The sequence below is a fragment of the Luteimonas rhizosphaerae genome (assembly GCF_002849595.1).
In the GTDB taxonomy this organism is placed as follows: domain Bacteria; phylum Pseudomonadota; class Gammaproteobacteria; order Xanthomonadales; family Xanthomonadaceae; genus Luteimonas; species Luteimonas cellulosilyticus.
In genome coordinates this window covers 70,349-93,424 of sequence record NZ_NRQR01000022.1, presented here as the reverse complement: position 1 = coordinate 93,424, position 23,076 = coordinate 70,349, and the positions used below count along the sequence as shown (strand labels likewise).

The 23,076-nt window shown below is 71.5% G+C and carries 19 protein-coding genes; 10 read left to right on the top strand and 9 right to left on the bottom strand.

Annotation, left to right across the window (positions count from 1 at the left end; genetic code table 11):
• Window positions 1–137: 137 nt before the first annotated feature.
• From CJ022_RS11435 to CJ022_RS11420, 4 genes are all read right to left on the bottom strand, one after another.
• The gene (locus CJ022_RS11435; RefSeq protein WP_101926779.1) at window positions 138–1,172 is read right to left on the bottom strand and encodes a patatin-like phospholipase family protein; all 1,035 of its coding nucleotides are present in this window, start codon (window positions 1,170–1,172) and stop codon (window positions 138–140) included.
• Window positions 1,173–1,255: 83 nt separating this feature from the next.
• Entirely contained in the window at window positions 1,256–1,567 is a 312-nt protein-coding gene (locus CJ022_RS11430; protein WP_101926778.1) for an AzlD domain-containing protein, read from the bottom strand.
• Window positions 1,564–2,262, bottom strand: coding sequence for an AzlC family ABC transporter permease (locus CJ022_RS11425; RefSeq protein WP_101926777.1), 699 nt, complete (start codon window positions 2,260–2,262; stop codon window positions 1,564–1,566). The genes CJ022_RS11430 and CJ022_RS11425 overlap by 4 nt, the downstream gene beginning before the upstream one ends.
• Before the next feature lie 13 nt (window positions 2,263–2,275).
• Complete coding sequence (locus tag CJ022_RS11420) at window positions 2,276–3,988, bottom strand: M28 family metallopeptidase (protein WP_101926776.1); 1,713 nt, start codon at window positions 3,986–3,988, stop codon at window positions 2,276–2,278.
• 100 nt (window positions 3,989–4,088) lie between these two features.
• Here CJ022_RS11420 and CJ022_RS11415 point away from each other — a divergent pair, with 100 nt between their 5' ends.
• Both CJ022_RS11415 and CJ022_RS11410 read left to right on the top strand, forming a co-directional pair.
• Entirely contained in the window at window positions 4,089–4,826 is a 738-nt protein-coding gene (locus CJ022_RS11415) for an ATP-binding cassette domain-containing protein (protein WP_101926775.1), read from the top strand.
• A gap of 17 nt (window positions 4,827–4,843) precedes the next feature.
• The gene (locus CJ022_RS11410; RefSeq protein WP_101926795.1) at window positions 4,844–6,301 is read left to right on the top strand and encodes a glycine betaine ABC transporter substrate-binding protein; all 1,458 of its coding nucleotides are present in this window, start codon (window positions 4,844–4,846) and stop codon (window positions 6,299–6,301) included.
• 6 nt (window positions 6,302–6,307) lie between these two features.
• Here CJ022_RS11410 and CJ022_RS11405 read toward each other — a convergent pair whose 3' ends face one another.
• Together CJ022_RS11405 and CJ022_RS11400 are read right to left on the bottom strand one after the other, a co-directional pair.
• A complete protein-coding gene (locus tag CJ022_RS11405; protein WP_101926774.1) occupies window positions 6,308–6,907 on the bottom strand; it encodes a DUF4234 domain-containing protein in 600 nt (199 codons plus the stop codon).
• Between the two features lie 303 nt (window positions 6,908–7,210).
• Window positions 7,211–8,029, bottom strand: a complete 819-nt coding sequence (locus tag CJ022_RS11400; RefSeq protein WP_101926773.1) for a rhomboid family intramembrane serine protease — start codon at window positions 8,027–8,029, stop codon at window positions 7,211–7,213.
• A 122-nt stretch (window positions 8,030–8,151) separates the two neighbouring features.
• Between CJ022_RS11400 and CJ022_RS11395 the strand changes: the two genes are divergently transcribed.
• Entirely contained in the window at window positions 8,152–9,360 is a 1,209-nt protein-coding gene (locus CJ022_RS11395; RefSeq protein WP_143703946.1) for a GGDEF domain-containing protein, read from the top strand.
• Between the two features lie 9 nt (window positions 9,361–9,369).
• Here the strand turns inward: CJ022_RS11395 and CJ022_RS11390 are convergent, their stop codons facing one another.
• A complete protein-coding gene (locus CJ022_RS11390) occupies window positions 9,370–10,329 on the bottom strand; it encodes a TerC family protein (protein WP_101926771.1) in 960 nt (319 codons plus the stop codon).
• Between the two features lie 244 nt (window positions 10,330–10,573).
• On the opposite strand from CJ022_RS11390, the gene CJ022_RS11385 reads away from it, so the two are divergent.
• The gene (locus CJ022_RS11385; RefSeq protein WP_101926770.1) at window positions 10,574–11,743 is read left to right on the top strand and encodes a class I SAM-dependent rRNA methyltransferase; all 1,170 of its coding nucleotides are present in this window, start codon (window positions 10,574–10,576) and stop codon (window positions 11,741–11,743) included.
• A gap of 109 nt (window positions 11,744–11,852) precedes the next feature.
• Window positions 11,853–13,967: a gluconolaconase gene (locus CJ022_RS11380; RefSeq protein WP_101926794.1), complete on the top strand. Its 2,115-nt coding sequence runs from the start codon at window positions 11,853–11,855 to the stop codon at window positions 13,965–13,967.
• Window positions 13,968–14,080: 113 nt separating this feature from the next.
• Here CJ022_RS11380 and CJ022_RS11375 read toward each other — a convergent pair whose 3' ends face one another.
• Entirely contained in the window at window positions 14,081–14,572 is a 492-nt protein-coding gene (locus tag CJ022_RS11375; RefSeq protein ID WP_101926769.1) for an Lrp/AsnC family transcriptional regulator, read from the bottom strand.
• 305 nt (window positions 14,573–14,877) lie between these two features.
• Between CJ022_RS11375 and CJ022_RS11370 the strand changes: the two genes are divergently transcribed.
• The 5 genes from CJ022_RS11370 to CJ022_RS17545 all read left to right on the top strand — a co-directional run bounded on the left by CJ022_RS11370 (window position 14,878) and on the right by CJ022_RS17545 (window position 22,206).
• The gene (locus CJ022_RS11370; RefSeq protein ID WP_101926768.1) at window positions 14,878–17,121 is read left to right on the top strand and encodes a TonB-dependent receptor; all 2,244 of its coding nucleotides are present in this window, start codon (window positions 14,878–14,880) and stop codon (window positions 17,119–17,121) included.
• Window positions 17,122–17,197: 76 nt separating this feature from the next.
• Complete coding sequence (locus CJ022_RS11365) at window positions 17,198–18,658, top strand: amidase family protein (protein ID WP_158238407.1); 1,461 nt, start codon at window positions 17,198–17,200, stop codon at window positions 18,656–18,658.
• A complete protein-coding gene (locus CJ022_RS11360; protein ID WP_101926766.1) occupies window positions 18,658–19,290 on the top strand; it encodes an FMN-binding negative transcriptional regulator in 633 nt (210 codons plus the stop codon). Before CJ022_RS11365 ends, CJ022_RS11360 begins: the two co-directional genes overlap by 1 nt.
• Window positions 19,287–20,270: an alpha/beta hydrolase gene (locus tag CJ022_RS11355; RefSeq protein WP_101926765.1), complete on the top strand. Its 984-nt coding sequence runs from the start codon at window positions 19,287–19,289 to the stop codon at window positions 20,268–20,270. The genes CJ022_RS11360 and CJ022_RS11355 overlap by 4 nt, the downstream gene beginning before the upstream one ends.
• An 808-nt stretch (window positions 20,271–21,078) precedes the next feature.
• Window positions 21,079–22,206: an alpha/beta hydrolase family protein gene (locus tag CJ022_RS17545; RefSeq protein WP_233198734.1), complete on the top strand. Its 1,128-nt coding sequence runs from the start codon at window positions 21,079–21,081 to the stop codon at window positions 22,204–22,206.
• A gap of 185 nt (window positions 22,207–22,391) precedes the next feature.
• On the opposite strand, the gene leuE is transcribed toward CJ022_RS17545, so the two are convergent.
• Window positions 22,392–23,000, bottom strand: coding sequence for a leucine efflux protein LeuE (gene leuE, locus CJ022_RS11345; RefSeq protein ID WP_233198732.1), 609 nt, complete (start codon window positions 22,998–23,000; stop codon window positions 22,392–22,394).
• Window positions 23,001–23,076 lie beyond the last annotated feature (76 nt).

The following is a 23,076-nucleotide window of genomic DNA, read 5'->3' as shown; positions in this document are numbered from 1 at the left end:
TGAATGCAACCGCATCGCGTGCGTGTTCATCAGCCTGTCTGCGCGGCATTTTTTGCGTCTCCCGACGACTCGCGCGTAAATCACGTCTCGTGTGCGGCGACGCCATCCGGTCGATGCGTCGCGGCCGTCTCACACCGTCAGCAGGCGGGATCCTTCGCGAACGGATTGAGCCGGCGCACCCAGCTGCCGCCGCAGTCGATATCGACCGGTGCCGGTGCTTCGACCGGCGGCGGCGTGCGGGCCGCGATGCGCGCACGCTCGAACTCGGCGATCGCCGCGCGGATCTGCGGCATCGCCGCAAGCGCCGCGCGTTCGCCCTGCAGGATCGCGGCGTTGCGCTGTTCGAAACTGGCCGGCCCGATGTCGGCGACCTGCGGGCGGATGACGACATCGGCGCGGGCGAGTTCCTGGCGGCCGAGGTTCTGGCCCATGATCGCGATCGACTGGTTGACGATGCCGAGCATGCTGCCGGGCATCACGCCGCTGGCCTTGCTGGAGATGTCGACGGCGATGACGAGGTCGGCGCCGAGCTGGCGCGCCGCATCGACCGGCACCGGGCTGACCACGCCGCCGTCGACGTAGTGGCGATCGCCGATCTTCACCGGTTCGAACACACCGGGCACGCTGCTCGACGCGCGCACCGCCTGGCCGGTGTTGCCGCGCACGAACACCACGCGATCACCGGTCTCCAGCCGCGTCGCCACCGCCGCGAACGGAATGCGCATGCGGTCCAGCGTGCGGTTGTCGACTTCGCGGTTGACGTAGTCCTGCAGCGCGACGCCCTGCACCAGGCCCCCGGAGAACAGGCGCACGTCGCGGATGCTGGATTCGTCGAGCGCGACCGCGCGTTCCTGCATCCGGAAGGGATCCATGCCGCTGGCGTACAGCGCACCGACCACGCTGCCGGCGCTGGTGCCGGCCACGACATCGGCCTGGATGCCGTTGGCCTCGAGCATCTTGATGACGCCGATGTGCGCGAAGCCCTTCGCCGCGCCGCCGCCGAGCGCGAGCCCGATGCGCGCCGGGCGGACCGCGGGCGCGACCGGTGCCGGCGCGGTCGGCGTCGTCGCGACGGGCGCGGCCGGCTTCACCTCGCGCGACCCGCCGCACGCGGCGATGCCGACGACCAGGCAGGCGGCGAGCAGGGCGGTGCGTGCGGTACGGAGCGTCATGGCGATCCCGGTGGACGTGGCAGGCGGAACGAGGGAGCGAGGATACCCGCGGCCTGCCTGTCGGCGGCTGAAGTGCGCGTCGATCAAGGCAGGCCGGCGAGCCGCAGCAGCGCCGCCGTCGCCGCGCCGATCACGACGACGCCGAGGAACGGCACGCGCAGCGCCAGCGCGATGGCCGCGCCGACCAGCGCGCCGAGGCGGGCGTCGAGCATCAGCCCCTGGCCGCTGGCGACGGAGTTGAGCGCGGTCAGCGACGCCAGCAGACCGACCGTCACCGCCGCCGTGACGCGCAACATCCGCGGCCGCTCCAGCCACGCCGCCGGCACCAGATAGCCGACCAGCTTGATCGCGAACGCCGCCGCGCTCGCCAGCAGCAACCAGGCCCACAGCGTCATGGGCGCGCCGCCGTGTCGTCGGCATCGACCGGTGCACGGACCGGCGCCCACAGGCTCCAGCCCACCGCGACCAGTGCCGCGACGAGGATCGGCACGCCCGGCGGCGTCCACGGCACCGCGATCACCGTCGCCAGCGCGCATACCACGGCGATCGCAACCGGCTCGCGGCCACGCAGGCGCGGCCACAGCAGACCGAGGAAGGCCGCGACCGCAGCGCCGTCGAGACCCCACTGGCGCGGATCGCCGAGCGCGTCGCCGAGCAGCGCACCGAAGGCGGTGAACAGGTTCCACAGCGCGAACACGCCGAGCCCCGCGGTCCAGAAGCCACGCCGCTGTTCGCCGCTCTCGAACTGCCCGACCGCGGTCGCGGTGGACTCGTCGATCGTGACCTGCGCCGCGAGGAGCCGGCGCCAGCCGCGCGGCCGCAGCAGCCGGTTGATCTGCATGCCGTAGACCGCATTGCGCGCACCCAGCAGCGTGGCCGCGCCGAACGCCGCCGCGCCGCTGCCGCCGCCGCCGATCACGCCGATGAAGGCGAACTGCGAGCCACCGGTGAACATCAGCAGGCTCAGCGCCATCGTCTGCCAGACCGACAGGCCGGAGGCGACGCCGAGCGCGCCGAAGGAGATGCCGTAGAGCCCGGTCGCCACCGCGATCGACAGGCCGATGCGCGTCGCCGGCGTCAGCGCAGGCATGCCGCGTCGCCCGTCAGCGCGCCGCCGCGCCGAAGCGCGTGCCGAAGAAATCGCCGTCGTTCCAGCGCGGCGCCGTCGCCGCATCGCCGACGAGGCGGGTGATGCGCGCGCTGACGTCGGCCATCCGCGCCGCGTCGCCGTACTGGATCGGCAGGTCGACCTGGTCGCAGGGCTGGTGGTAGCAGTTGCGCAGGAACCAGGTCGCCGCGAGCTTCGGGTTCTGGCTGGCGTTGGCGCCAGTCGTGCCCGCATCGAGGTAGACCGCGGGAATGCCGGCGCGCACGAAGGCGTACTGGTCGCTGCGCACGAACGCGACCTCCTCGGGGAAAAGATCGGGCGACACGTCGACGCCGGCCGCGGACGCCGCCTGCGCGACCGCCGCCTGCAGCGTCGAGTGCTCGCTGCCAATGGCGACGATGTCGCGCGTCGGTGCGGTCAGGATCGGCATGTCGATGTTGAGGTTGGCGACCAGCGTGCCGGCGCCTGCGGGGGGATGCGTCGCCAGCCATTCCGCGCCGAGCAGGCCCTGCTCCTCGGCGGTCAGCGCGGCGAACAGCGTGCTGCGTGCGGGCGCGGCGTCGCCACTGGCCAGCATGTGCGCCGCTTCGGTCAGGATCGCGACGCCGAGCGCGTTGTCGAGCGCGCCGTTGTAGATCGCATCGCCATCGACCGGCGCGCCGGTGCCGATGTGGTCGAGGTGCGCGGTGTGCACGATCGACTCGCCGGCGCGCGCGGGATCGCGTCCGCGCAGCAGGCCGACGACGTTGCGCGACTCCAGCGTGTCGATGCGGCTGCGGCCGGCGAGCGTCAGCGTGCCCGGCAGCACGAACGGCCGCAGCGTGCCGGCGCGGGCGGCCTCGAACAGCTGCGCCGCGGTCTGCGGGCCATCGGCGAACACCAGGTCCGCGGCGGTCGCGCCGACGCGCGCCATCGCCTGCAGCTGCGCCGGCGCATCGACCGGCTGGCCGTCGTCGCCGCGCAGGCGCATCGCGGGCCGGCCCGACTGCGCGACCGTGCGCGCCCAGGGCTGGCCGGCTTCGTCGTCCACCGTATTGACCAGCACCAGCGCGACCGCACCGCGCGCGACCAGCTGTTCGATCTTGGTCCGCAGGCTGCCGTGGTAGGCGCGCGGATGGTCGCCGAAACCTTGCGGCGCGCCGCCGAACACCACCGCGATCCGGCCCTGCAGGTCGACGCCCTCGAAGTCGTCGTGTTGCAGTTCCGGTGCGTGGATCGCCTGGCCGACGAAGACGGCTTCAGCGGTGACGCGCGCGTCGGCTGCGTTGAAGTTCGGCAACGGCAGGAACTGGTCGCCGACGCGCAGGTCGATGGTGCGGCCGTTGCGCGCGACCGTCAGCACCGCGCCCGCCTGCTCGGCGACCGCGCGTACCAGCGGCACGCGCTGGAACCAGCTGCCGTCGTCGCCGGCCGGTTCCAGGCCGATCGCCGCGAAGCGTTGCGCGACATGGTCGGCGGCGAGATCGAAGCCCGGCGTGCCGGTTTCGCGTCCGGCCAGCGCGTCGTCCGCCAGCGCCCGCACGTCGGCCTCGATGCGTTGGCCGGCCGGGGTCTCGTTCGGCACCGGCGGCGTCGGCGGCATCGGTGCGCCCGGCGCGGTCGCGGCCTCGGTGGCCGCGGCCTGCGCAGCGGGGGTCGACGCATCCGGCTCGCCCCCGCAGGCGACGAGCAGCGACAGCGAGCAGGCGAGCGGCAGGAGGCGGTGCATGGTCGGATCCGGTGCGGGGCGCGGGCGACGTTAGCACGCGCGCGGCGCGGTCCGGCGAGCGTCTCGACGCCTGCGCCATGCCTTGCGCTAAGGTGCCGCGATGTTCGAACTCGACCAGGTCACCCGCCGCTACGGCGCCCACGTCGCCCTCGACCGCGTGGACCTGACGATCGCCGCCGGGCGCACGACCGCACTGATCGGCCCGAGCGGCGCGGGCAAGTCGACGGTGCTGCGGATGCTGATCGGCCTGGAGTGGCCGGACGCCGGCAGCGTGCGCTTCCATGGCGCGCCGCTGCGGCGCGCCACGCTGCTCGCGCAGCGGCGGCGCATCGGCTACGTGATCCAGGAAGGCGGCCTGTTCCCGCATCTCGATGCGACCGGCAACATCGCCCTGCTCGCGCGCACGCTCGGCTGGCCGCGGGTGCGCATCGATGCCCGCATCGCCGAGCTCGCGGCGCTGTGCCAGCTGCCGGACGATGCGCTGCGGCGGTATCCGGCCGAACTGTCCGGCGGCCAGCGCCAGCGCGTCGGCCTGATCCGCGCGCTGATGCTCGATCCCGACGTGCTGCTGCTCGACGAACCGCTGGGCGCACTCGACCCGATCGTCCGCCACGACCTGCAGACCCAGATGCGCGCGCTGTTCGCCGCGCTCGGCAAGACCGTCGTGCTGGTGACCCACGATGTCGCCGAGGCCGCGTATCTCGCCGACACCGTCGTGCTGCTGCGCGACGGACGCGTGGTCCAGCAGGGCCGTGCGCGGCAGCTGCTCGATGCACCGGCGGACGAATTCGTGCGCGACTTCATGACCGCGCAGCGCAGTCTCGAGGCCGTCGCGTGAGCGGCTGGCGCGGCTGGCTGCTGGCCTGCGTGCTGCTCGGCGTCGGCGCCGACGCGCGTGCCGCGGAGACCGCGACGGTCGGGTCGAAGAATTTCACCGAGGCGGTCATCCTCGGCGAGATCGCCCTGCTCGCCGGCCGCGACGCCGGCGTCGCGGTGACCCATCGGCGCCAGCTCGGCGGCACCCGCATCCTCTGGCGCGCGCTGCTCGAAGGCGACATCGACGCCTACGCCGAATACACGGGCACACTCGCCGACGAGCTGCTCGGCATGCCCGGCGCGGAGCGCGCGGCGCTCGACGCCGCACTGGCCGAGCGCGGGCTGGCGATGACGGCGCCGCTGGGGTTCGACAACAGCTATGCGATCGGCATGCGACGCGCGCGCGCGGCCGCGCTGGGCATCGCCACGCTGTCGGACCTGCGCGCGCATCCGCAGCTCGCGATCGGCCTCAGCAACGAGTTCATGTCGCGCGCCGACGGCTGGCCCGGCCTGCGCCGGGCCTACGCGCTGCCGCAGCGGCCCGACGGGCTGGACCACGATCTCGCGTACCGCGCGCTGGCCGACGGCGCGATCGACGCGACCGATCTCTACGGCACCGATGCCGAGATCCCGTACTACGACCTCGTCGTGCTCGACGACGACCGCGACTACTTTCCCACGTACGCGGCGGTGTTCCTCTACCGCGCGGAGCTCGCCGATACCGCACCCGCGTGGCTCGCCGCGCTGCAGGGCCTGGAAGGCCGCATCGACGCGGCGACGATGCAGCGGCTCAACGCGCAGGTGAAGCTCGAACGCGACAGCGAGGCCGTCGTCGCCGCGCACTGGTTGCAGGTCGAGGCGCCGGCAGCGACCGGCCGCGCCGCGCGCATCTGGCAGCGCACGCGCGAGCATCTGTCGCTGGTCGGCATCTCGCTCGGGCTGGCCCTGCTGGTCGCGCTGCCGCTGGGCATCGTCGCCGCGCGCCGGCCGCGGCTGGGCCAGGGCGTGCTGACCCTGACCGGCCTGCTGCAGACCCTGCCGTCGCTGGCGGTCTTCGTCTTCATGATCCCGGTGTTCGGCATCGGTGCCTGGCCGGCGATCGCCGCGCTGTTCCTCTACAGCCTGCTGCCGATCGTGCGCAATACGCATGCGGGCCTGACCGGTATTCCACGCGACCTGCGCGAGACGGCATCGGCGATCGGCCTGCCGCCGGCGACGCGGCTGTGGAGGGTGGAACTGCCGCTGGCGCTGGGCATGATCCTCGCCGGCATCAAGACCGCGGCGGTCATCAACGTCGGCACCGCGACGCTGGGCGCGCTGATCGGCGCGGGTGGCTACGGCCAGCCGATCCTGACCGGCATCCGCCTCGACGACCTCGGTCTGATCCTGGAAGGCGCGGTGCCGGCCGCGGTGCTCGCGCTGCTGGTGCAGGGCGCGTTCGAAGGCGTCGAGCGCGCGCTGACGCCGCGCGGCCTGCGGCTCGCGGCGCGCCGCTGAGCGGCGCTAGAACCCCGCGCTGCCGCTGCGGAAGGCTTCGTAGAGCGTCCAGCACGTCGCGCCGCCGCCGAGCGCGATCCACGCGAGATTGAACGCGGTGAACCGGCGATTGGACGTCGCGAGCGGATCGCCGCTCGCGGCATTCGCCGCGATCTGCAACCGCACCAGGCAGGCGGCGCTGAAGGGCAACACCAGCAAGCCCAGCCATTCCAGCCACAGCCACCGGTTGGGCAGGTGGAACACCAGCCACGGCCACGCGATCGCGCTGCCGTAGTTCAGCACTTCGAGCGCGACGTACACGGTGGCGAGCGTCATCGGCCACCAGCGCCGCGGCAGGCCCACCGCGCGCAGGCGGCCGTCGATGCGCCGCGCCAGTGCATGCACGAAGAAGACCGCGAACACCGCGCGCGCGACCGGCCAGATCGTCTCCTCGCGACCGACGCGCGCGCGCGACCAGTGCATGTAGAACCAGTACAGCGGATACAGCCCGAAGGTCACGAGATAGAGCACCACCAGCTTGGCCGGCGACACGACGAAGAACGGCGCCGCGTCGTCGGACGTCGGCACGCGCACGGGTGCCGACGGCGGCGCGTAGGGATTGCTCATGCGGAACGGCCCGGTGCGGGGCGTGCAGCGCGTCGCGGCCGTGCGACAGGACGCGCGCGGGGCAACGCCGCGTCGGTGCGATGGGTGCAGGCGGTCACCGGACGGGCCATGGAAGATTCCGCTGGAAGGACGCGCGATCGTACCGAATGCCCCGCAACGGTCCGTTGCGAAGCGCGCACCGATCGAACGTCGTGCAGTGCGTGACGACCGACGTGCGCCTGCCGGCATACACACCGGTCGCGGTGGCCGGCCGCGGACGACAGGCCCGATCCGCCGCCGGCCGGACGCCTACGCCTTGCGACCTCAGTCGCGCCGCGCGTCCGGTGCCTCGTCCTGCGACGTGCCGTCGTCGACCCGGCGGCGCGGAAATTCCAGCACCACGCCGCGTGCGTCCTGCGGCCGGTCCCACAGCACCGGCACGCGCGTCGGCGCCGGCGGCTCGAAGGTGTCCCGCGCCTCGAGTGCGGCCCGCTCGGCTTCTTCTTCCTCGAGTTCCCAGCTGTAGCGGCGACGCGGCGGGATCGGATCGGCGGCGCGGAACCAGAACGCGGCCAGCACGCCGCCGAGTGCGCCGCCCATGTGCGACTGCCACGACACGCCGGGTTCCTGCGGCAGGATCGTCAGCAGCATGCCGCCGTAGAACAGGAACGCGATCATGCCGGCCGCGATCGACGGCCGGTCGCGCCGCAGCAGGCCGAGCACGAACACCAGGAACATCAGGCCGTGGGTGACGCCGCTGGCGCCGAGGTGATGCGAGCCGGGCGTGCCGAGCAGCCACGCGCCCAGGCCCGACCCCAGCCACATCAGCGGCAGCCCGCGCAGCGTGGCGCGCGGATACACCGCCAGCGCCAGCGAGCCGAGCAGCAGCAGGGCGCTGGCATTCGCGATCAGATGCTCGGGCGAGCCGTGCAGCAGCGGCGCGGTCAGCAGGCCGAGCAGACCGGCCCAGTCGCCCGGCTGCACCGCGAGGAAGCGCCAGTCGATCGCGCCCTGCACGCCGAACGCGATGCACAGCAGCAGCACGAACGCGACGCTCGCTTTCAGGGCATTGGAGAGCCGGCGCTTGTCGTGCTGGCGTTGGGCCTCGGTATCGGGCGCGTCGTCGGGGCTGTCGAGATGCATGTCCCCAGCATGGCGACGGTTGCCGCCGTTGCAAGATCGACGTGACGGGGATCGCGGTTTCATCCTCCGTTCCGGATCGGACGCGCTGCGCGGGGTACCGTGCCCGGCTGGATTCGACACGGGTGCGCGCCACGGTGGATGCCTGGCAGGTCACATTGCTGGCGATGTTCGTCCTGCTGGCGGTGTCGCTGGCGGCACTGACGTGGCTGGTGCTGCGCGAGCAGCGCATCCGCGAACGCGCCGGCCTGCGCGAATGGGCCGTGGGCCTGGCGCTGCAGACCACGGCCTGGCCGCTGTTCGCGGTGCCGTCGACGGTCCTGCAGGGCACCGTGCAGGCCATCGCCTGCGCACTGCTGGTGGCCGGGTACGCGGCGATGCTGCGCGCCCTGCTGCGCAGCCTGCCGCGCGTGCCGGCGCGCACCACGCTGTCGTGGTCGGTGGTGTACCTGCCGGCGGTGCTGCTGTTGCTGGTGCTGCTGTGGCCGGGTCAAGACGCCGCGCAACGGATCACGCTGTTCTGGATCGCGGCGCTGGCGACCGTGCTGCTGGCCGTGCGCGCCCCGCTGCGCCGGCGCGGCCGCCGCCCGTGGCCGGAACGCGCGCTGGTGCTGCTGTTCGTCGGCGCCGCGCTGGTCTGCGTCTACCGGCTGGCCGAGCAGGGCTGGCAGCCGCAGTCCGGGCCCGCGTTCGACGCCGGCATCACCCCCGCGCAGCAGATCGCCCTGGCGTACTTCCTGGTCGCGCCGGTGTTCGCCACGTTCGCCTTCCTGCTGCTGCAGCTCGAACGCCAGCAGCGCTGGCTCGAAGGACTGGCCGCCGAGGACGCGCTGACCGGCGTGCACAACCGCCGCGCGTTCTTCGAGCTCGCACAGCGCCGGCTGGCGCGGGCGCCCGACGCCGGCATGGCCGCCCTGTTGATGATCGACGTCGACGGTTTCAAGGCGGTCAACGACGCGCACGGCCACGCCGCCGGCGACCAGGTGCTGGCGATGGTGGCGACGCGCCTGCGCGCCGCCATCCAGGACGGCGAACTCGTCGGACGCTTCGGCGGCGACGAGTTCTGCATGCTGCTGACCGGTGGCGGCGTCGGCGACGCGGCAGTGCGCGCCGAGCGCCTGCGCACGCAGGTCGCGCACTATCCGCTGGACGTCGCCGGCCGCGCGGTCACGGTCACGCTGTCGATCGGCATCGTCCACGCCCGCGAGGGCCGCACGCCCGATCTCGACGCGCTGCTGGCGATGGCCGACCGGCGCCTGTACCTGGCCAAGCGCGCGGGCCGCAACCGCGTGATCGATCGCGACGTCGAAGTCGCGATGCCGGCCACGTCCTGACGTCGCGCGTCAGGCACCGGGCAGGGGTTTGGGCGGCCGCGCCAGGCTCAGCGCCACCGTCACCGCCAGGATCACCGCCACCACGCCCAGCGACCACAGCACCGGGATCTTGTAGACATCGATCAGCAGCATCTTGGCGCCGATGAAGACCAGCACCACGGCCAGGCCGTAGGGCAGCAGGTGGAAGCGGTCGGCCATGCCGGCGAGCATGAAGAACATCGCGCGCAGGCCCAGCACCGCAAAGACGTTGGAGGTCAGCACGATGAAGGGATCGGTGGTGATCGCGAAGATCGCCGGGATGCTGTCGACCGCGAAGATCACGTCGATCACGCCGATCAGCACCAGCACCACGAACAGAGGCGTGTAGGCCCAGGCACCGCCTTCGCGCACGCGCAGCGCATCGCCGCGGTAGCCGTCGGTGAGCCGCAGATGCCCGCGCATCCAGCGCAGCACCACGTTGTTCTCCAGATCCGGTTCCTTGCCGGCGGCGAACCACATCTTGAAGCCGGTCAGCAGCAGGAACGCGCCGAACACGTACAGCAGCCAGTGGAACTGGGCCAGCAGCGCCGCGCCGACGAAGATCAGGATCGCGCGCAGCACCAGCGCCAGCAGGATGCCGATGATCAGCACGCGCTGGCGCTGCTCTTCGGGCACGCCGAAGAAGGTGAAGAGCAGCAGGAAGACGAAGATGTTGTCGACCGCGAGCGACTTCTCGACCAGATAGCCGGTCAGGAATTCCAGGCCCACGCGGTTGGCGAGTGCAGCGCCCGCGGTTTCGTGCAGGTACCACCACAGGCCAGCGTTGAACAGCAGCGCCAGGGCCACCCAGCCCAGGCTCCACCACAGCGCTTCCTTGAACGTGACCTTGTGCGCGCCGCCGTGGCGCATCAGCACCAGGTCGACGAGCAGCGCGATCACCACCAGGCCGCCGAAGCCGGCCCATAACCAGACATTGCCAATCGTTTCCATCGAGATTCCCGAGCGTGTGGAGGAGGTCCGCAGGGCGCGGACATCGTCGGGAACCGGGAACCGGAATCCGGGGACGTGCCTTCGCCATTGCGGCGAAGGTCTTGCTCACAGCCCGCTTGGACTGCCGTGCGACCGGAGCATCGCTGCTCGAAATGACGGCCTGCACGCTGGGAGCTACTCCCCTTCGGGGGCGGATTGTGCGCAGGACGCGCGGCACAATCAAGCGGGCGGGTAAAATGCCGCGATGAACACACCTGTCCCGACCGTACACCTGAAGAACGCTTGGCGTTCCAGCCATCCGTGGATCTTCCAGCGCCTCGTCGAAAAGCCGGCGCAGCGCCCCAAGCCGGGCAGCATCGTCGATGTCGTCGGCGTCGAGGGCGAGTGGATCGGCCGCGGCTTCTACAACGGCCATTCACGCATCGCCGTGCGCATCCTCGAAACGCATCCCGACGTGCCGGTCGATGCCGGCTGGTTCTCGCGCAAGATCGCCGAGGCCGTGTCGCTGCGTCGCGAGGTGCTGAAGCTCGACGAAGTCTCCAATGCCTGGCGCGTCGTGCACAGCGAAGGCGACGGCCTGTCGGGCCTCGTGGTCGATCGTTACGGCGATCTGCTGGTCGTCGAATTCTTCAGCGCCGGCATGTTCCGCCATCGCGAATGGATCTACGAAGCGCTGACCGAACAGTTCCCCGGCTGCCGCTTCCACAGCTTCGCCGACGAACACGTGCAGAAGCAGGAAAGCTTCGACTACCGCGGCAGCGTGCCCGCCGATCCGGCGATCATCACCGAGTACGGCGTGCGTTTCCGCGCCGATCCCGCCGGCGCGCACAAGACCGGTTTCTTCGCGGACCAGCGTGAGAACCGCGAGTGGCTCAGTCGCCAGGTCGAGGGCAAACGGGTGCTCGACCTGTGCTGCAACACCGGCGGCTTCGGTGTTTACGCGGCGGTGCGCGGCGCCAGCGAAGTCGTCGGCATCGACATCGACGAGGACGTCATCGAGATCGCCAAGGGCAACGCGAAGCTCAACGATGCGCGCATCAAGTTCGTGCAGGCCGACATCTTCCCGTGGCTGCGCGATGCATCGAACGCGGGCGATGCCTTTGATGTCGTCGTGCTCGACCCGGCCAAGATGACCCGCGACCGCGAGCAGGTGATTCCGGCGCTGAAGAAGTACCTCGACATGAACAAGCTCGCGCTCGGCGTGGTCAAGCCCGGCGGCCTGCTGGCGACGTTCTCGTGCACGGGCCTGGTCAGCGAGGAACAGTTCCTCGACATGCTGCGGCGCGCGGCGTTCTACGCCAACCGCACGATCCAGATCCTCAAGGTCTCGGGCGCGGGCGCGGATCATCCGTTCATGGCGCACGTGCAGGAATCGCGGTATCTGAAGGCGGTCTTCTGCCGCGTGGTCGACTGATGCGGCACCCCGGGGGCGCGGCGCGCCTGCCCGCATTCCCGGCCCGGGGACGCGCGATCGGGTCGCGTTGCGAATGTTCCATCGCGCGCAAGCGCGCTTCCACGGGGGCATGACCCGGCGGTTGCAGCCCGGCGCGCGCCGGGCGCTGTGGGGCATCGCGGCGTTGCTGCTGGTCGCGTTGGCGGCCACGTTCCTGTTCGAGTTCGGCGAGCGCGACGACGCGCCCCGCGCGCCGGTGGCGACGCCGTTCGGCCAACCCGCACGCGTCGACCTGCTGGCCGGTGACGGCGTCCGCGGCACCCGCGATGGCGATGCGCGGCAGGCGCGCTTCGACGATCCCTTCGGCCGGGTCGTCGGCGACCACGGCGTGCTGCACATCGCCGATGCCGGCGACAGCAACCGCATCCGCAGCCTGCATCCCGACGGGCGCGTCACGACGCTGGCCGGCGGCGTCGAGGGGTTCGCCGACGGGTCGGGCAGCGCGGCGCGGTTCCACACGCCGTCGGGCCTGGCGATCGATGTCGCCGGCAACCTCTACGTCGCCGACACCGGCAACCACGCGATCCGCAAGGTCACGCCGCAGGGCGAGGTGACGACGCTCGCCGGCACCGGCGAACCCGGCTTCGTCGACGGGCCGGCCGCGCAGGCGCGCTTCCGTGCGCCGGTCGGCATCGCCGTCGATGCGGCCGGCCAGGTGTTCGTCGCCGATACCGACAACGACCGCATCCGCGTGATCCGCGACGGCCGCGTCTCGACCCTGGCCGGCGGCGACGGCCCCGGTTTTCTCGACGGCGCCGGTGCGGACGCACGCTTCGACACGCCGACCGGGCTCGCGCTCGATCCCGCGGGCCGCCTGTGGATCGCCGATACCGGCAATCACGCCTTGCGGTCCGTCGACGCCGCCGGCGTGCGCACACGGGTGCCGCGACCGGCGGATCCGGACGATGCGCCGCGCGCGCCGCTGTCGCTGGCCGTTGCCCACGACGGCGTGCTGTTCGTCGGCGAGCTCGCCAGCGGCCGTGTGCTGCAGATCGCGGCCGACGGCCGCGTGCACGTGCTGACCGGGCGCGACATGGCCCAGCGGCTGGCGCGCGTCGCCGGGCTGGCACGCGACGCGCGCGGCCGCCTGCACGTCGCCGACGCCGCCGCATCCCGCGTGCATCGCATTGTCGAAGTGCCGCGCGCCGGGGCGAAGCAGGCCCTGCGCAACGCCGTCGTCGGCCCGGCACCCGACGCGCCGCTGCCACAGACGCAGGGGCGCTGGCCGCTGGCGCCGCAGACCGGCTGGCACGAGGTCGTCGGCACGATGGGCGAGGTGCGCGGCAACTTCAGCGGCGAAAGTCGCAGCCATCTGCACGACGGTTTCGACATCCGCGCCGATGTCGGCACGCCGGTGCTCGCGATCGCCGACGCCAAGGTGGCGAGCCCGCTGGCCGCGAGCCGTTTCGGCGACCAAGCGGAACACGTCGCCATCGACCGGCTGACCTACATGCACATCCGCGTCGGCCGCGATGCGCAGGGGCGCGCGCTGGATCCGCGTTTCCGCCAGCTGCGCGATGCGGACGGCCGGCTGTCGCGGATCCGGATCTCGCGCGGCACCCGCATCGCCGCGGGCGAGCCGCTCGGCACGATCAATCCGCAGGCCCACGTGCACCTGATCGTCGGCCCGGGCGGCTACCAGCGCAACGCGGTCGGGCTCGGATTCGCGGGCTATGTCGACACGGTCGCGCCACGCATCGATGCGATCGAGCTGCGCGACGCGCACGACGTGCCGCTGACCGTGCGCGAGGCCGGCCGTGTCGTCGTGCCGCGCGACCGCGGCGGCCTGCAGATCGTCGTCGAGGCCTGGGACCAGGTCGACGGCAATCTCGCCCGGCGCCGGCTCGGTCTGCACGCGCTGGGCTACCAGCTGCTACACGCCGACGGCACGCCGGCGCCGGGCTTCGACGCGCCGCGGATGACCCTCGTGTTCGACCGCATGCCGCCGCACCGCGAGGCGGTGCGCGTCGCCTACGCCGGCGACAGCGGCATCACCGTCCACGGCGCCGCGCGCACGCGCTTCCTCTACGTCGTCACCAACACCGTCCGCGACGGCCGGCTCGAACCCGGGCTGTGGACCCCCGATACGCTGCCCGCCGGCGATTACCGGGTGCGCATCACCGCGCGCGATGCCAGCGGCAACGCGGCGCTCGCGAACCGCGATCTGCCGATCACGCTGCAATAGCGGCGCCGGCTGCGCCCGATCGCGGATGGCGTGCGATGCGCGCGCAAGCCGCGCTCCTGTACCCGCGTCCGTGGGTGATCGCCGTATCGGCGACCCGCGTCGACCACGCTGCGTCAGCGACGCGCCGGTTCGTCGTCGGTCAGCGGATAACCGGCGAAGGATTTGACTTCGTCCATCAGGAAGTGGGAGACGATCTTCTCCACGCCATAGTCGCCGCTGAGCAGTTCGCGTGCGATGTCCTTCCAGTGGTGCACGTCGCGCACCATGACCCGCAGCATGTAGTCGTAGGCACCGGAGACGCGGCTCGCTTCCACGACTTCCGGCAACGCGAGGATGCAGCGATCGAACGCGGTGAACGCGTCGAGCGCGTGCTTCTGGAAACTGATCTGCGCCATGACGACGGTCACCGAGCGGATGCGGTCGACGGCGACGTGCGCGCGGTAGCTGCGGATCAGGCCGCGCTGCTCCAGCGCCCGCACCCGGGCGAGGCAGGCACTGGGCGACAGCGCGACCCGCGCGGCGAGGCCGTGGTTGGTGATCCGTGCATCCTGCTGCAGCACGTCGAGGATCTTGAGGTCGGTACGGTCGGGCGGACGGACGGACATGGCGCGCTCCTGAGCGTGGCGGGCGGCGACCGGCGGCGCGGCCGGCGGTACAACGTATCGAATTTCCGGGCCGCCGACGCAGATCCTGCGTAATTCGCTACGAGATTCCGTGGCATGTGCGGCGAATGGCAGTCATAAATCATTTTAAATCAATAGTTTGATGAAACGTTGGACCCCGTGGATTCTGCTGGACGTGGTGGCGCCCGTCTTCTATTACTCGATCGACAGCGCCGCGGCGCGGGAAGGGAGAGCCCGACGCCGCACCGGCCTGCACCGCCTCCAGCCACTGCCATCCGGGGATCGCCATGCAACCGCTCACCACCGCACGACTGGCCCACGCCATCCGCCTCGCCTGCCTGTGCCTGCCGCTGGCCGCAGCGCCCGCGTTCGCCCAGCAGGCGCCCGCAGACGCCGATGCGACGCCGACCGAACTCGAGACCATCGTCGTCACCGCTGGCAAGACCAACGAATCGGTGCGGGAGATCGCGGGCTCGGTCTCGGCCGTCACCGGTCAGCAACTCGAGGATCTGGGTGCGCAGTCGCTGGCCGATTACATCCAGCGCACGCCGGGCGTGGTGTTCAACAGTTATCAGCCGGGCGTCTCGCATGTGGTCATGCGCGGCATCGCGACCAGCTCGGGCAACGTGCAGGGCCAGACGACGACCGGCTATTTCCTCAACGAAGTGCCGCTGACCGAACCGGGTTTCAGCATCGTCATCCCCGACATCGACGCCTTCGACATCAACCGCGTCGAAGTGCTGCGCGGGCCGCAGGGCACGCTGTTCGGTTCGGCCTCGATGGGCGGCGCGATCAACTACGTCGCGAATGTCGCCGACCCAACCGGCTTCGACGCGGCCGTCGAAGCCACCGCCAGCCAGACCCGCAACGCCGACATCGGCTTCGGCGGCAAGGCGATGGTCAACCTGCCGATCGCCGACGACATCCTCGCCGTGCGCGCCGTCGCGCAGTACCGCGACGATCCCGGTTATCTCGACAACATCGGCATCGGCCGCGAAGGCAGCAATGACAGCCGCACCGCGGGCGGCCGCCTGTCGGTGACGCTGACGCCGTCGGAGGCGACCACGCTGAGCTGGTTGAGCCTGTGGCAGAACACCGATGCCGACGACAACAGCTACCGCATCGCCGGGCTCGGCGAGTTCGAACGCGACACGGCGATTCCCGAATTCACCGACACGAAAGTCGCCGTGCACAGCCTGCGGCTCGATCAGGATGTGGGCTTCGCCACGCTGACCGCGCTGCTGTCGCAGCAGCACAAGCAGCAGGACTGGCAGTTCGATTTCACCCCGATCCGCGGCGCCTACAACGCCGATCTCGACCTCGATCTCGACACGCCGCTGTTCATTGCGTCCGGCGGCGAAAGCACCGGCCGCAGCCTCGAACTGCGTCTGGCCTCGCCTCGTGACCAGCGCCTGGAGTGGCTGGTCGGCGGCATGGCGTTCCAGACCGACAAGGATCTCTACGAAACCATCGGCGCCGCCGGCGCTGCAGGTGCGTTCGATCGCTCGTCGCTGTTCGGCCCGGGCAGCGGCGCGGTCATCGCGCCCGACGGCTCGACGTTCAACGCCTTCTACAGCCATCTCGACGGTTCGGAACTCGCGGTGTTCGGCGAAGGCACCTTCCATTTCAACGAGCAATGGAAGGCCACATTCGGCGGCCGCTTCTTCCGCACCAGCGTCGAAGCGCAGACCACCCAGGTCGGCTTCTCGACGTATCCCGGCGATCCCATCGTCACCCGCTCGCGCACCGACGAGGACGGCTTCAATCCCAAGGTCTCGCTGACCTGGACGCCGTCGGCGGATCTGATGCTCTACGCGCTGGTGTCGGAAGGCTTCCGCTTCGGCGAACCCAACACGCCCGGGCTCAGTGCGTTCCCGATTCCTGCCGGCTCCGCCAGCGACAGTCTGGTCAACTACGAGCTCGGCACGCGCACCAGCTGGGCGGACGGCCGCTGGCTGGTCGACGCCACGCTGTTCTACGTCGACTGGAGCGACATCCAGCTGCGCCTGCAGACCCCGGACTTCTTCAACTACGCCAGCAACGGCGGCAAGGCCTACAGCCGCGGCATCGAACTGGCGACCACCTGGCGCCCGGTCGACAGCTTCGACTGGACGCTGGCCGCGACCTGGCAGCAGGCGCGCCTCGACGAGGATCTCGACATCCTGTTCGCCGGCACCGCGCCCGCCGGTTCGCAGTTGCCGGGCTCGGCCGACTGGACCGTCAGCAACGTGCTGAGCTACCGCTTCGACACGCGCTTTTCGCCGACGCTGACGCTGGCCCACCAGTACATCGGCAGCGGCATCAGCGATCTCAATTCCGCCGTGCCGGGCGCGGTGCGCAACGAACAGGGCAACTACAACACCGTCGACCTGCGCTACCGCATGTCGTTCGGCAACACCGACCTGACCCTGTTCGGCAGCAATCTCGGTGACACCCGCGGCATCACCCGCAGCGTGTCCGAGGTCAACGGCATCGGCCAGGGCATCGTGCGGCCGCGCACCGTCGGCGTGACCGTGCACTGGCACTACTGACGACGCGCGATCCCCACGCCGGCCCGCGCCGGCTGCCCGACCACGACCGCCATTGCGGCCGGAGATGCCTGTTCCCATGACCGTGTTCGATTCCCCGGCCGGCCTCGCCGATGCGCTCGCGCTCGGCCAGCTGGACGCCCACGCCCAGGCCACGCTGCGCGCCCGCGGCGAGCTGGGCGCGCTGGACCTCACCGACGCGGCGATTCTCCGCGCCCGCCATTTCGATCCCGTGCTCGGCGCGCTGAGCCACGCCGCGTTCGATGCGGCCCGGCAGCATGCGCGCGCGCTCGATGCTGCCGGCGTCGATCCCGCCACGCCGCTGGCCGGCGTGCCGTGGCTGCCGAAGGATTCGCTGCGCGTGCCCGGCATGCCGACGCGTGGCGGTTCGCGCAGCCGGACCGGCACGCTGGCGACCGCGGATGAGGCCTCGCCCTTCGTCCGCCGTTTCGAGGCCGCCGGTCTCGTCGCGATCGGCAAGAGCGCGATGCCCGAATTCGGCCTGATGGGGTCCACCGAGTCCCTGCTCGGCCCGGTCACCGCGAATCCGTGGGCGCTGACGCATTCACCGGGCGGTTCCAGCGGCGGCGCCGGCGCGGCGCTCGCGGCCGGCATCGTACCGCTGGCGCATGGCAGTGACGGGGCGGGGTCGATCCGGATTCCCGCATCGGCCTGCGGCGTCGTCGGCCTCAAGCCCGGACGCGGGGCCTGCGTGCCGGTGCGCGGGCGTCATGCGATCGAGGATCTGATCGTCGCCGACAGCCTGATGTCACGCAGCGTGCGCGACACCGCGTGGGCCTTCGCCGCCGCGCACCCGGATTCGCCCATCGCGGTGACCGGGCCGGACGCGCGCCGCCTGCGCATCGGTCTGGTCGTCGATGCGTTGCCAGGGCTCGCGCCCGATCCCGAGGTCGCCGCCGCGCTCGATGCCACGGCGCGTCTGTGCGAATCGCTCGGCCACCACGTCGAGCCGGTCGCCTGGCCACTGCCGGGCGAGGCGGTGTGGGCGGCGCTGTACACCTTGTGGTCGCGGCTCGGTGCGGACGCGGTCGAACTCGCGGTCGCGCAGGGCGGCGCGGCCTTCGCCGAACGCGCGCTCGAGCCGTGGACGCGCGGCCTCGCGCACTGGCACGACACGCACTGCGGCGTGCCCGAACTCGAACAGGCCTGGGCGACCGTCGCGGCGTTGCCTGCCGCGTTCGCCGACTTCCACGCACGCCACGACGTGCTGCTGTGCCCGACGCTGCGCACGCCGCCGCCGACGCTCGGCACGCTCGCGCCCGATCGCGACTTCGATGCGCTGATGCCGGCGATGTTCGAATGGATCTCCTACACACCGCTGCAGAATCTGGCCGGCACGCCGGCGATCTCGCTGCCGCTCGCGCACAGCCGCGACGGCCTGCCGATCGGTCTGCAGTTCGCCGCCGATCGCGGACGCGAAGCCATGCTGCTCGCACTCGCCTTCGAGCTGGAAACGGCCGCGCCGTGGTGCGACCGTTGGCCGCCGGTCTCGGTGGCCGCCACACAGGACACACGCTGATGGGCCACGCCCGCGATTCCCGATACGCCCCGCGCCACGACGGCGACGTGCGGCGCCTGATCGACGCGCAGCCGTTCGCATGGCTGGTCTCCGCCGGCGGCGACGATGCCGCGTTCACGCCGCTGCCGTTGCGCACCGAGATCGATGCCGAGGGTCGTCTGGTCGCGTTGCGCGGACACGTCGCGCGTCGCAATCCGCATATCGCGCGTCTGCGTCGCGATCCCATCGCCTACGCGCTGGTGATCGGACCGCATGCCTATGTGTCGCCGAGCTGGCTCGACGATCGCACCCAGGCGCCGAGCTGGAACTACGCCGCCGCCGCGTTCACCCTGCACGTCGACTGCAGCGAGACCGAGGCCGACATCGCCGACGAACTCGATGCCCTGGTCACGTCGATGGAAGCCGGGCGTCCGAACGCGTGGGCGCTGCCGGAAATGGGCGAACGCTACGCGCGGCTCGCGCAGGGTGTCACCGCATTGCGGGGTCGGATCCTCGAAACCCGCGCCACGTTCAAACTGGGCCAGGACGAAGCCCCGCACGATTTCGCGCAACTGGTCGCGGGTCTGGTCCGCGGCGGCGAACACGATCTCGTCGCCTGGATGCGCGATTTCGACGCGGACCGCCCTGCATGAGCGCGAGTCTCGACGCATTGGATCCGGCGCTGCGCACGTTCGTGCACACGGTCTGCAGCGAGGGCGCGCGCCTCGCAGACGGCCGCCGCCTCGACTGGCCACAGCAGCGCGCGATCGCGGAGACTGTGCGCACGCCGTGGCGCGCGGGCGGACCGCAGATGGCAGCGACCACGACGCACCGGATCGCCCATGGCGCGGACGGCTTCGACGTGCGCGTGCATCGGCCGCAGGGGATCGCCGCGCAGGCGCCGGCGCTGGTGTACCTGCACGGCGGCGGCTGGTGTCTTTTCAGTCTCGATACGCACGACCGGCTGATGCGCGAACTCGCCGAACGCGCCGGCGTGGTCGTCATCGGCGTGGACTACGCGCTGGCCCCCGAGCATCCGTATCCGGTCGCGCTGGAGCAGTGCCTCGCCGCGATCCGCGCACTTCGGGAGCAGCCCGACACCTTCGGCATCGATGCGTCACGCCTGGCGCTGGGCGGCGATTCGGCCGGTGCGAATCTCGCGCTCGCGACCGCCCTGCGCCTGCGCGATGTCGGCGCGCATGATGGTATCGAGGCGCTGCTGCTGCTCTACGGCGCCTTCGATACCGCGCTCGACGCCGACTCGGTGCGCACACTCGGCACCGCCGACGACATGCTCAGCGCCGACGAAATGGCGGCCTACTGGACCGCGTATCTCGGGCCCGACGCGGCCACCTGCCGCGATGGCTACGCCGTGCCCGCACACGCCGCGATGCACGACCTGCCGCCGACGCTGCTGCTGTGGGGCGAGCGCGACGTGCTCGCGGCGCAGAGCGCGGCGATGACGGCGCGGCTGCGCGCGGCCGGCGTCGAGGTCGACGCGCATGCCTACCCGCGCACGCCGCACAGCTTCATCGAGGCGATGTCGATCTCGGACATCGCCACCGATGCGCTCGCGCGGGGCGCACGCTGGCTGCGCACCCATCTCGCCGTGACGCAGGACGCTTCCGCATGATCCGCCCCCTGCTGCTGTCCTGCGCCCTGCTGTCGCTGGCGCCGCTCGCGTCCGCGCAGGTGCCCGCAACGCGCGCGCATGTGCCGACGCCGCAGGACATCGCCGCGCTGCTTGCAGTCGACGATCCGCAGATCAGCCCCGATGGCCGCCGGATCGCCTACACCGTCGGCACGCCGCGCGCGGACGGCAAACCGCCGCGCACCCAGTTGTGGCGCGTCGCATTCGACGGTGATGCAGCCCCGCGGGCGATCCCCGCGCCCGCCGAGGCCAGCGACCGGCAACCGCGCTGGTCGCGCGACGGCCGCCAGCTGCTGTTCCTGTCGGATCGTCCGATGCCGGGCGGTCAGTCGCCCGGCCTGACCCAGGTCTGGCGCGTCGACGCCGACGGCGATACGGCCACGCTGCTGACCCGCGCCGCGACCGATGTCGCCACGTTCGATCTGTCCGCCGACGGCCGCCGCATCGCCTGGCTGGCGACCGACGCGCCGTCGCACGCAGACGCCGCTCGCATGGCGGCCAAGGACGATGCGGTCGTCGTCGAACAGCCCACGCGCTTCTCGCGCGTCTGGGTGCAGGACCTCGAAACTGGCGCGGCGCGCGTGCTGACGCCGACCGGGCTGCAGGTCCACGATCTCGCCTGGTCGCCCGATGGCCGCACGCTCGCGCTGCGCCGCTCGACCGGCACCACGCTCAACGACTTCTGGTACGACTCGGCGGTGGTGCTGCTGGATGTCGACAGTCGGCGCATCCGCTGCAGGGGTCGCCGGATGGCACGCGGCTGCTGTACGGCCGGCTCGGTACGCACGGCATGGTCGCGACGCCGATCGCCCACGACATCGCGCGCGGCACGCAGGTGGCGCTCGGCGAGAGCTGGCCCGGCACGTTGTGGCTCGCGCGCTGGCAGACCGACACCACGCTGCTCGGCCAGGGCCAGCGCGGCATCCGCGGTGCGCTGTTGCGGCTCGATGCGTCGAGCGGCACGGCCATCGAACTCGCGCAGCCGCAGATTCCGTATCGCAGCTTCACCGCATCCGCCGATGGCCGCGTCGCCTACCTCGGCTTGCGCGACGACAGCCCGGGCAACGTCTGGACCTGGGATGGCACCCGGCTCGCGCAGCGCAGCGATCACCAGCCGCAGGTCGCGGACTGGGCGCTCGGCCGCGTGCGCGAACTCGAATGGGCGTCGTCGCGCGATGGCCGCGCGATCAGCGGCCTGCTGGTCACGCCTTCCGACTGGGACGGCCAGACGCCATTGCCGACGCTGGTGCAGATCCACGGCGGACCGGCGTGGGCGTGGTGGTCGGGCTGGCAGGGTTCGTGGCACGAGTGGGCGCAGCTGCTCGCCTCGCGCGGGTACGCCGTGCTGCTGCCGAATCCGCGCGGCTCCGAAGGCCACGGCACTGCGTTCGCCGAACTCGCCCGCGGCGACTGGGGCGACGGCCCGCTGCAGGACGTGCTCGACGGTGTCGACGTGCTGGAAGCCGAAGGCGTCGTCGACCCGAAGCGCCTCGCGATCGGCGGCTGGAGTTACGGCGGTTATCTGTCGGCGTGGGCGGTCGCGCGCAGTGACCGGTTCCGCACGGCGATCGTCGGTGCCGGCGTGCTCGACCTCGCCAGCGCGGCGCTGACCAACGACGTGCCGGATTACCTGCCCGGCTACTTCGGCGATCCGCTGCGCGAACGCAGGACCTACGACGCGCAGTCGCCGGTGCATCACGCCGCGGATGTGCGCGTGCCGGTGCTGTTGCTGCACGGCGAGGCCGATGCACGCGTGCCGTTGTCGCAGGCACAGATGTTCCATCGCGCCTTGCGCTTCAACGGCACGCCGGTCGAACTGGTGACGTATCCGCGCGGGCCGCACTGGTTCCACGAGCAGGCGCACGGGATCGACCTGCAGCAGCGCGTCGTCGACTGGCTCGATCACCGCTTGCGTTGAACGCGTCCAGCGCAGATCACGCGGCAGGCTGCATCACCCTGCCGCGCAATTCACCAGAGTCAGCGTCCGCACGCATCGCGCGCGCTCCGACAGGCTCGATCCTGCGTGATCGTCCGGCTTTTGTAGCAGCGCGCTCGCGCGCGGCCCCGCATGGCGAGTCGATACATCGCTGCACCGCGCCGGTTTCAATTGAACGCGAGCCGCACGCCGAATCCGACCAGGCACGCGCCGGCGATCCGCCGCAGCCAGGTCGCGATGCGCGGATCGCGCGCGACGCGGGCGCGCAGCGCGTGGCCGGTGAGGATCAGCAGCGAGCAGTACAGCAGGGCGAGCACGCAGATCAGTACCGACATCGCCGCGAACGTCACGAGGCCGCGGTGCCGGGCCGGATCGATGAACAGCGGAAAGAACGCCATGTAGAACAGCACGGCCTTCGGATTGAGCAGGGTGATGAGCATGCCCTGGCGGAACCAGTGGCCGCGGCCCATGGCGACCATGCCGGCGCCGTCACCGCGACTGCGCAGCAGTTGCACGCCGATCCACACCAGATACGCCGCGCCGAGCCACTGCACGCCGCGGAACAGCATCGGATTGGCCGCGAGCAGGGCGGCCACGCCACCGGCGGCCAGCCACAGCAGCACCTGGTCGCCGAGTGCGAGGCCGAGGAACGCCGCATAGCCGGCGCGCACGCCACCGCGCGCAGTCGCCGTCAGCAGCGCGAAGGTGCCCGGACCGGGAATCGCCAGAAAGACCAGCACCGACACCACGAACGTGGGCACATCGGAAATCCCCATCCACGCCATGCCGGTCCCCATTGCGAGCGAGCGCGGATGATACGCGCGGGCCGAGGCCGCAACGCAGTGTCCGGTA

Excerpts from the sequence above, each read along its gene's own strand:
- CJ022_RS11435 (WP_101926779.1), bottom strand. The coding sequence starts at position 1,172 with ATGACGCTCCGTACCGCACGCACCGCCCTGCTCGCCGCCTGCCTGGTC.
- CJ022_RS11430 (WP_101926778.1), bottom strand. The coding sequence starts at position 1,567 with ATGACGCTGTGGGCCTGGTTGCTGCTGGCGAGCGCGGCGGCGTTCGCG.
- CJ022_RS11425 (WP_101926777.1), bottom strand. The coding sequence starts at position 2,262 with ATGCCTGCGCTGACGCCGGCGACGCGCATCGGCCTGTCGATCGCGGTG.
- CJ022_RS11420 (WP_101926776.1), bottom strand. The coding sequence starts at position 3,988 with ATGCACCGCCTCCTGCCGCTCGCCTGCTCGCTGTCGCTGCTCGTCGCC.
- CJ022_RS11415 (WP_101926775.1), top strand. The coding sequence starts at position 4,089 with ATGTTCGAACTCGACCAGGTCACCCGCCGCTACGGCGCCCACGTCGCC.
- CJ022_RS11405 (WP_101926774.1), bottom strand. The coding sequence starts at position 6,907 with ATGAGCAATCCCTACGCGCCGCCGTCGGCACCCGTGCGCGTGCCGACG.
- CJ022_RS11400 (WP_101926773.1), bottom strand. The coding sequence starts at position 8,029 with ATGCATCTCGACAGCCCCGACGACGCGCCCGATACCGAGGCCCAACGC.
- CJ022_RS11390 (WP_101926771.1), bottom strand. The coding sequence starts at position 10,329 with ATGGAAACGATTGGCAATGTCTGGTTATGGGCCGGCTTCGGCGGCCTG.
- CJ022_RS11385 (WP_101926770.1), top strand. The coding sequence starts at position 10,574 with ATGAACACACCTGTCCCGACCGTACACCTGAAGAACGCTTGGCGTTCC.
- CJ022_RS11380 (WP_101926794.1), top strand. The coding sequence starts at position 11,853 with ATGACCCGGCGGTTGCAGCCCGGCGCGCGCCGGGCGCTGTGGGGCATC.
- CJ022_RS11375 (WP_101926769.1), bottom strand. The coding sequence starts at position 14,572 with ATGTCCGTCCGTCCGCCCGACCGTACCGACCTCAAGATCCTCGACGTG.
- CJ022_RS11370 (WP_101926768.1), top strand. The coding sequence starts at position 14,878 with ATGCAACCGCTCACCACCGCACGACTGGCCCACGCCATCCGCCTCGCC.
- CJ022_RS11365 (WP_158238407.1), top strand. The coding sequence starts at position 17,198 with ATGACCGTGTTCGATTCCCCGGCCGGCCTCGCCGATGCGCTCGCGCTC.
- CJ022_RS11360 (WP_101926766.1), top strand. The coding sequence starts at position 18,658 with ATGGGCCACGCCCGCGATTCCCGATACGCCCCGCGCCACGACGGCGAC.
- CJ022_RS11355 (WP_101926765.1), top strand. The coding sequence starts at position 19,287 with ATGAGCGCGAGTCTCGACGCATTGGATCCGGCGCTGCGCACGTTCGTG.
- CJ022_RS17545 (WP_233198734.1), top strand. The coding sequence starts at position 21,079 with ATGGTCGCGACGCCGATCGCCCACGACATCGCGCGCGGCACGCAGGTG.
- leuE (WP_233198732.1), bottom strand. The coding sequence starts at position 23,000 with ATGGGGATTTCCGATGTGCCCACGTTCGTGGTGTCGGTGCTGGTCTTT.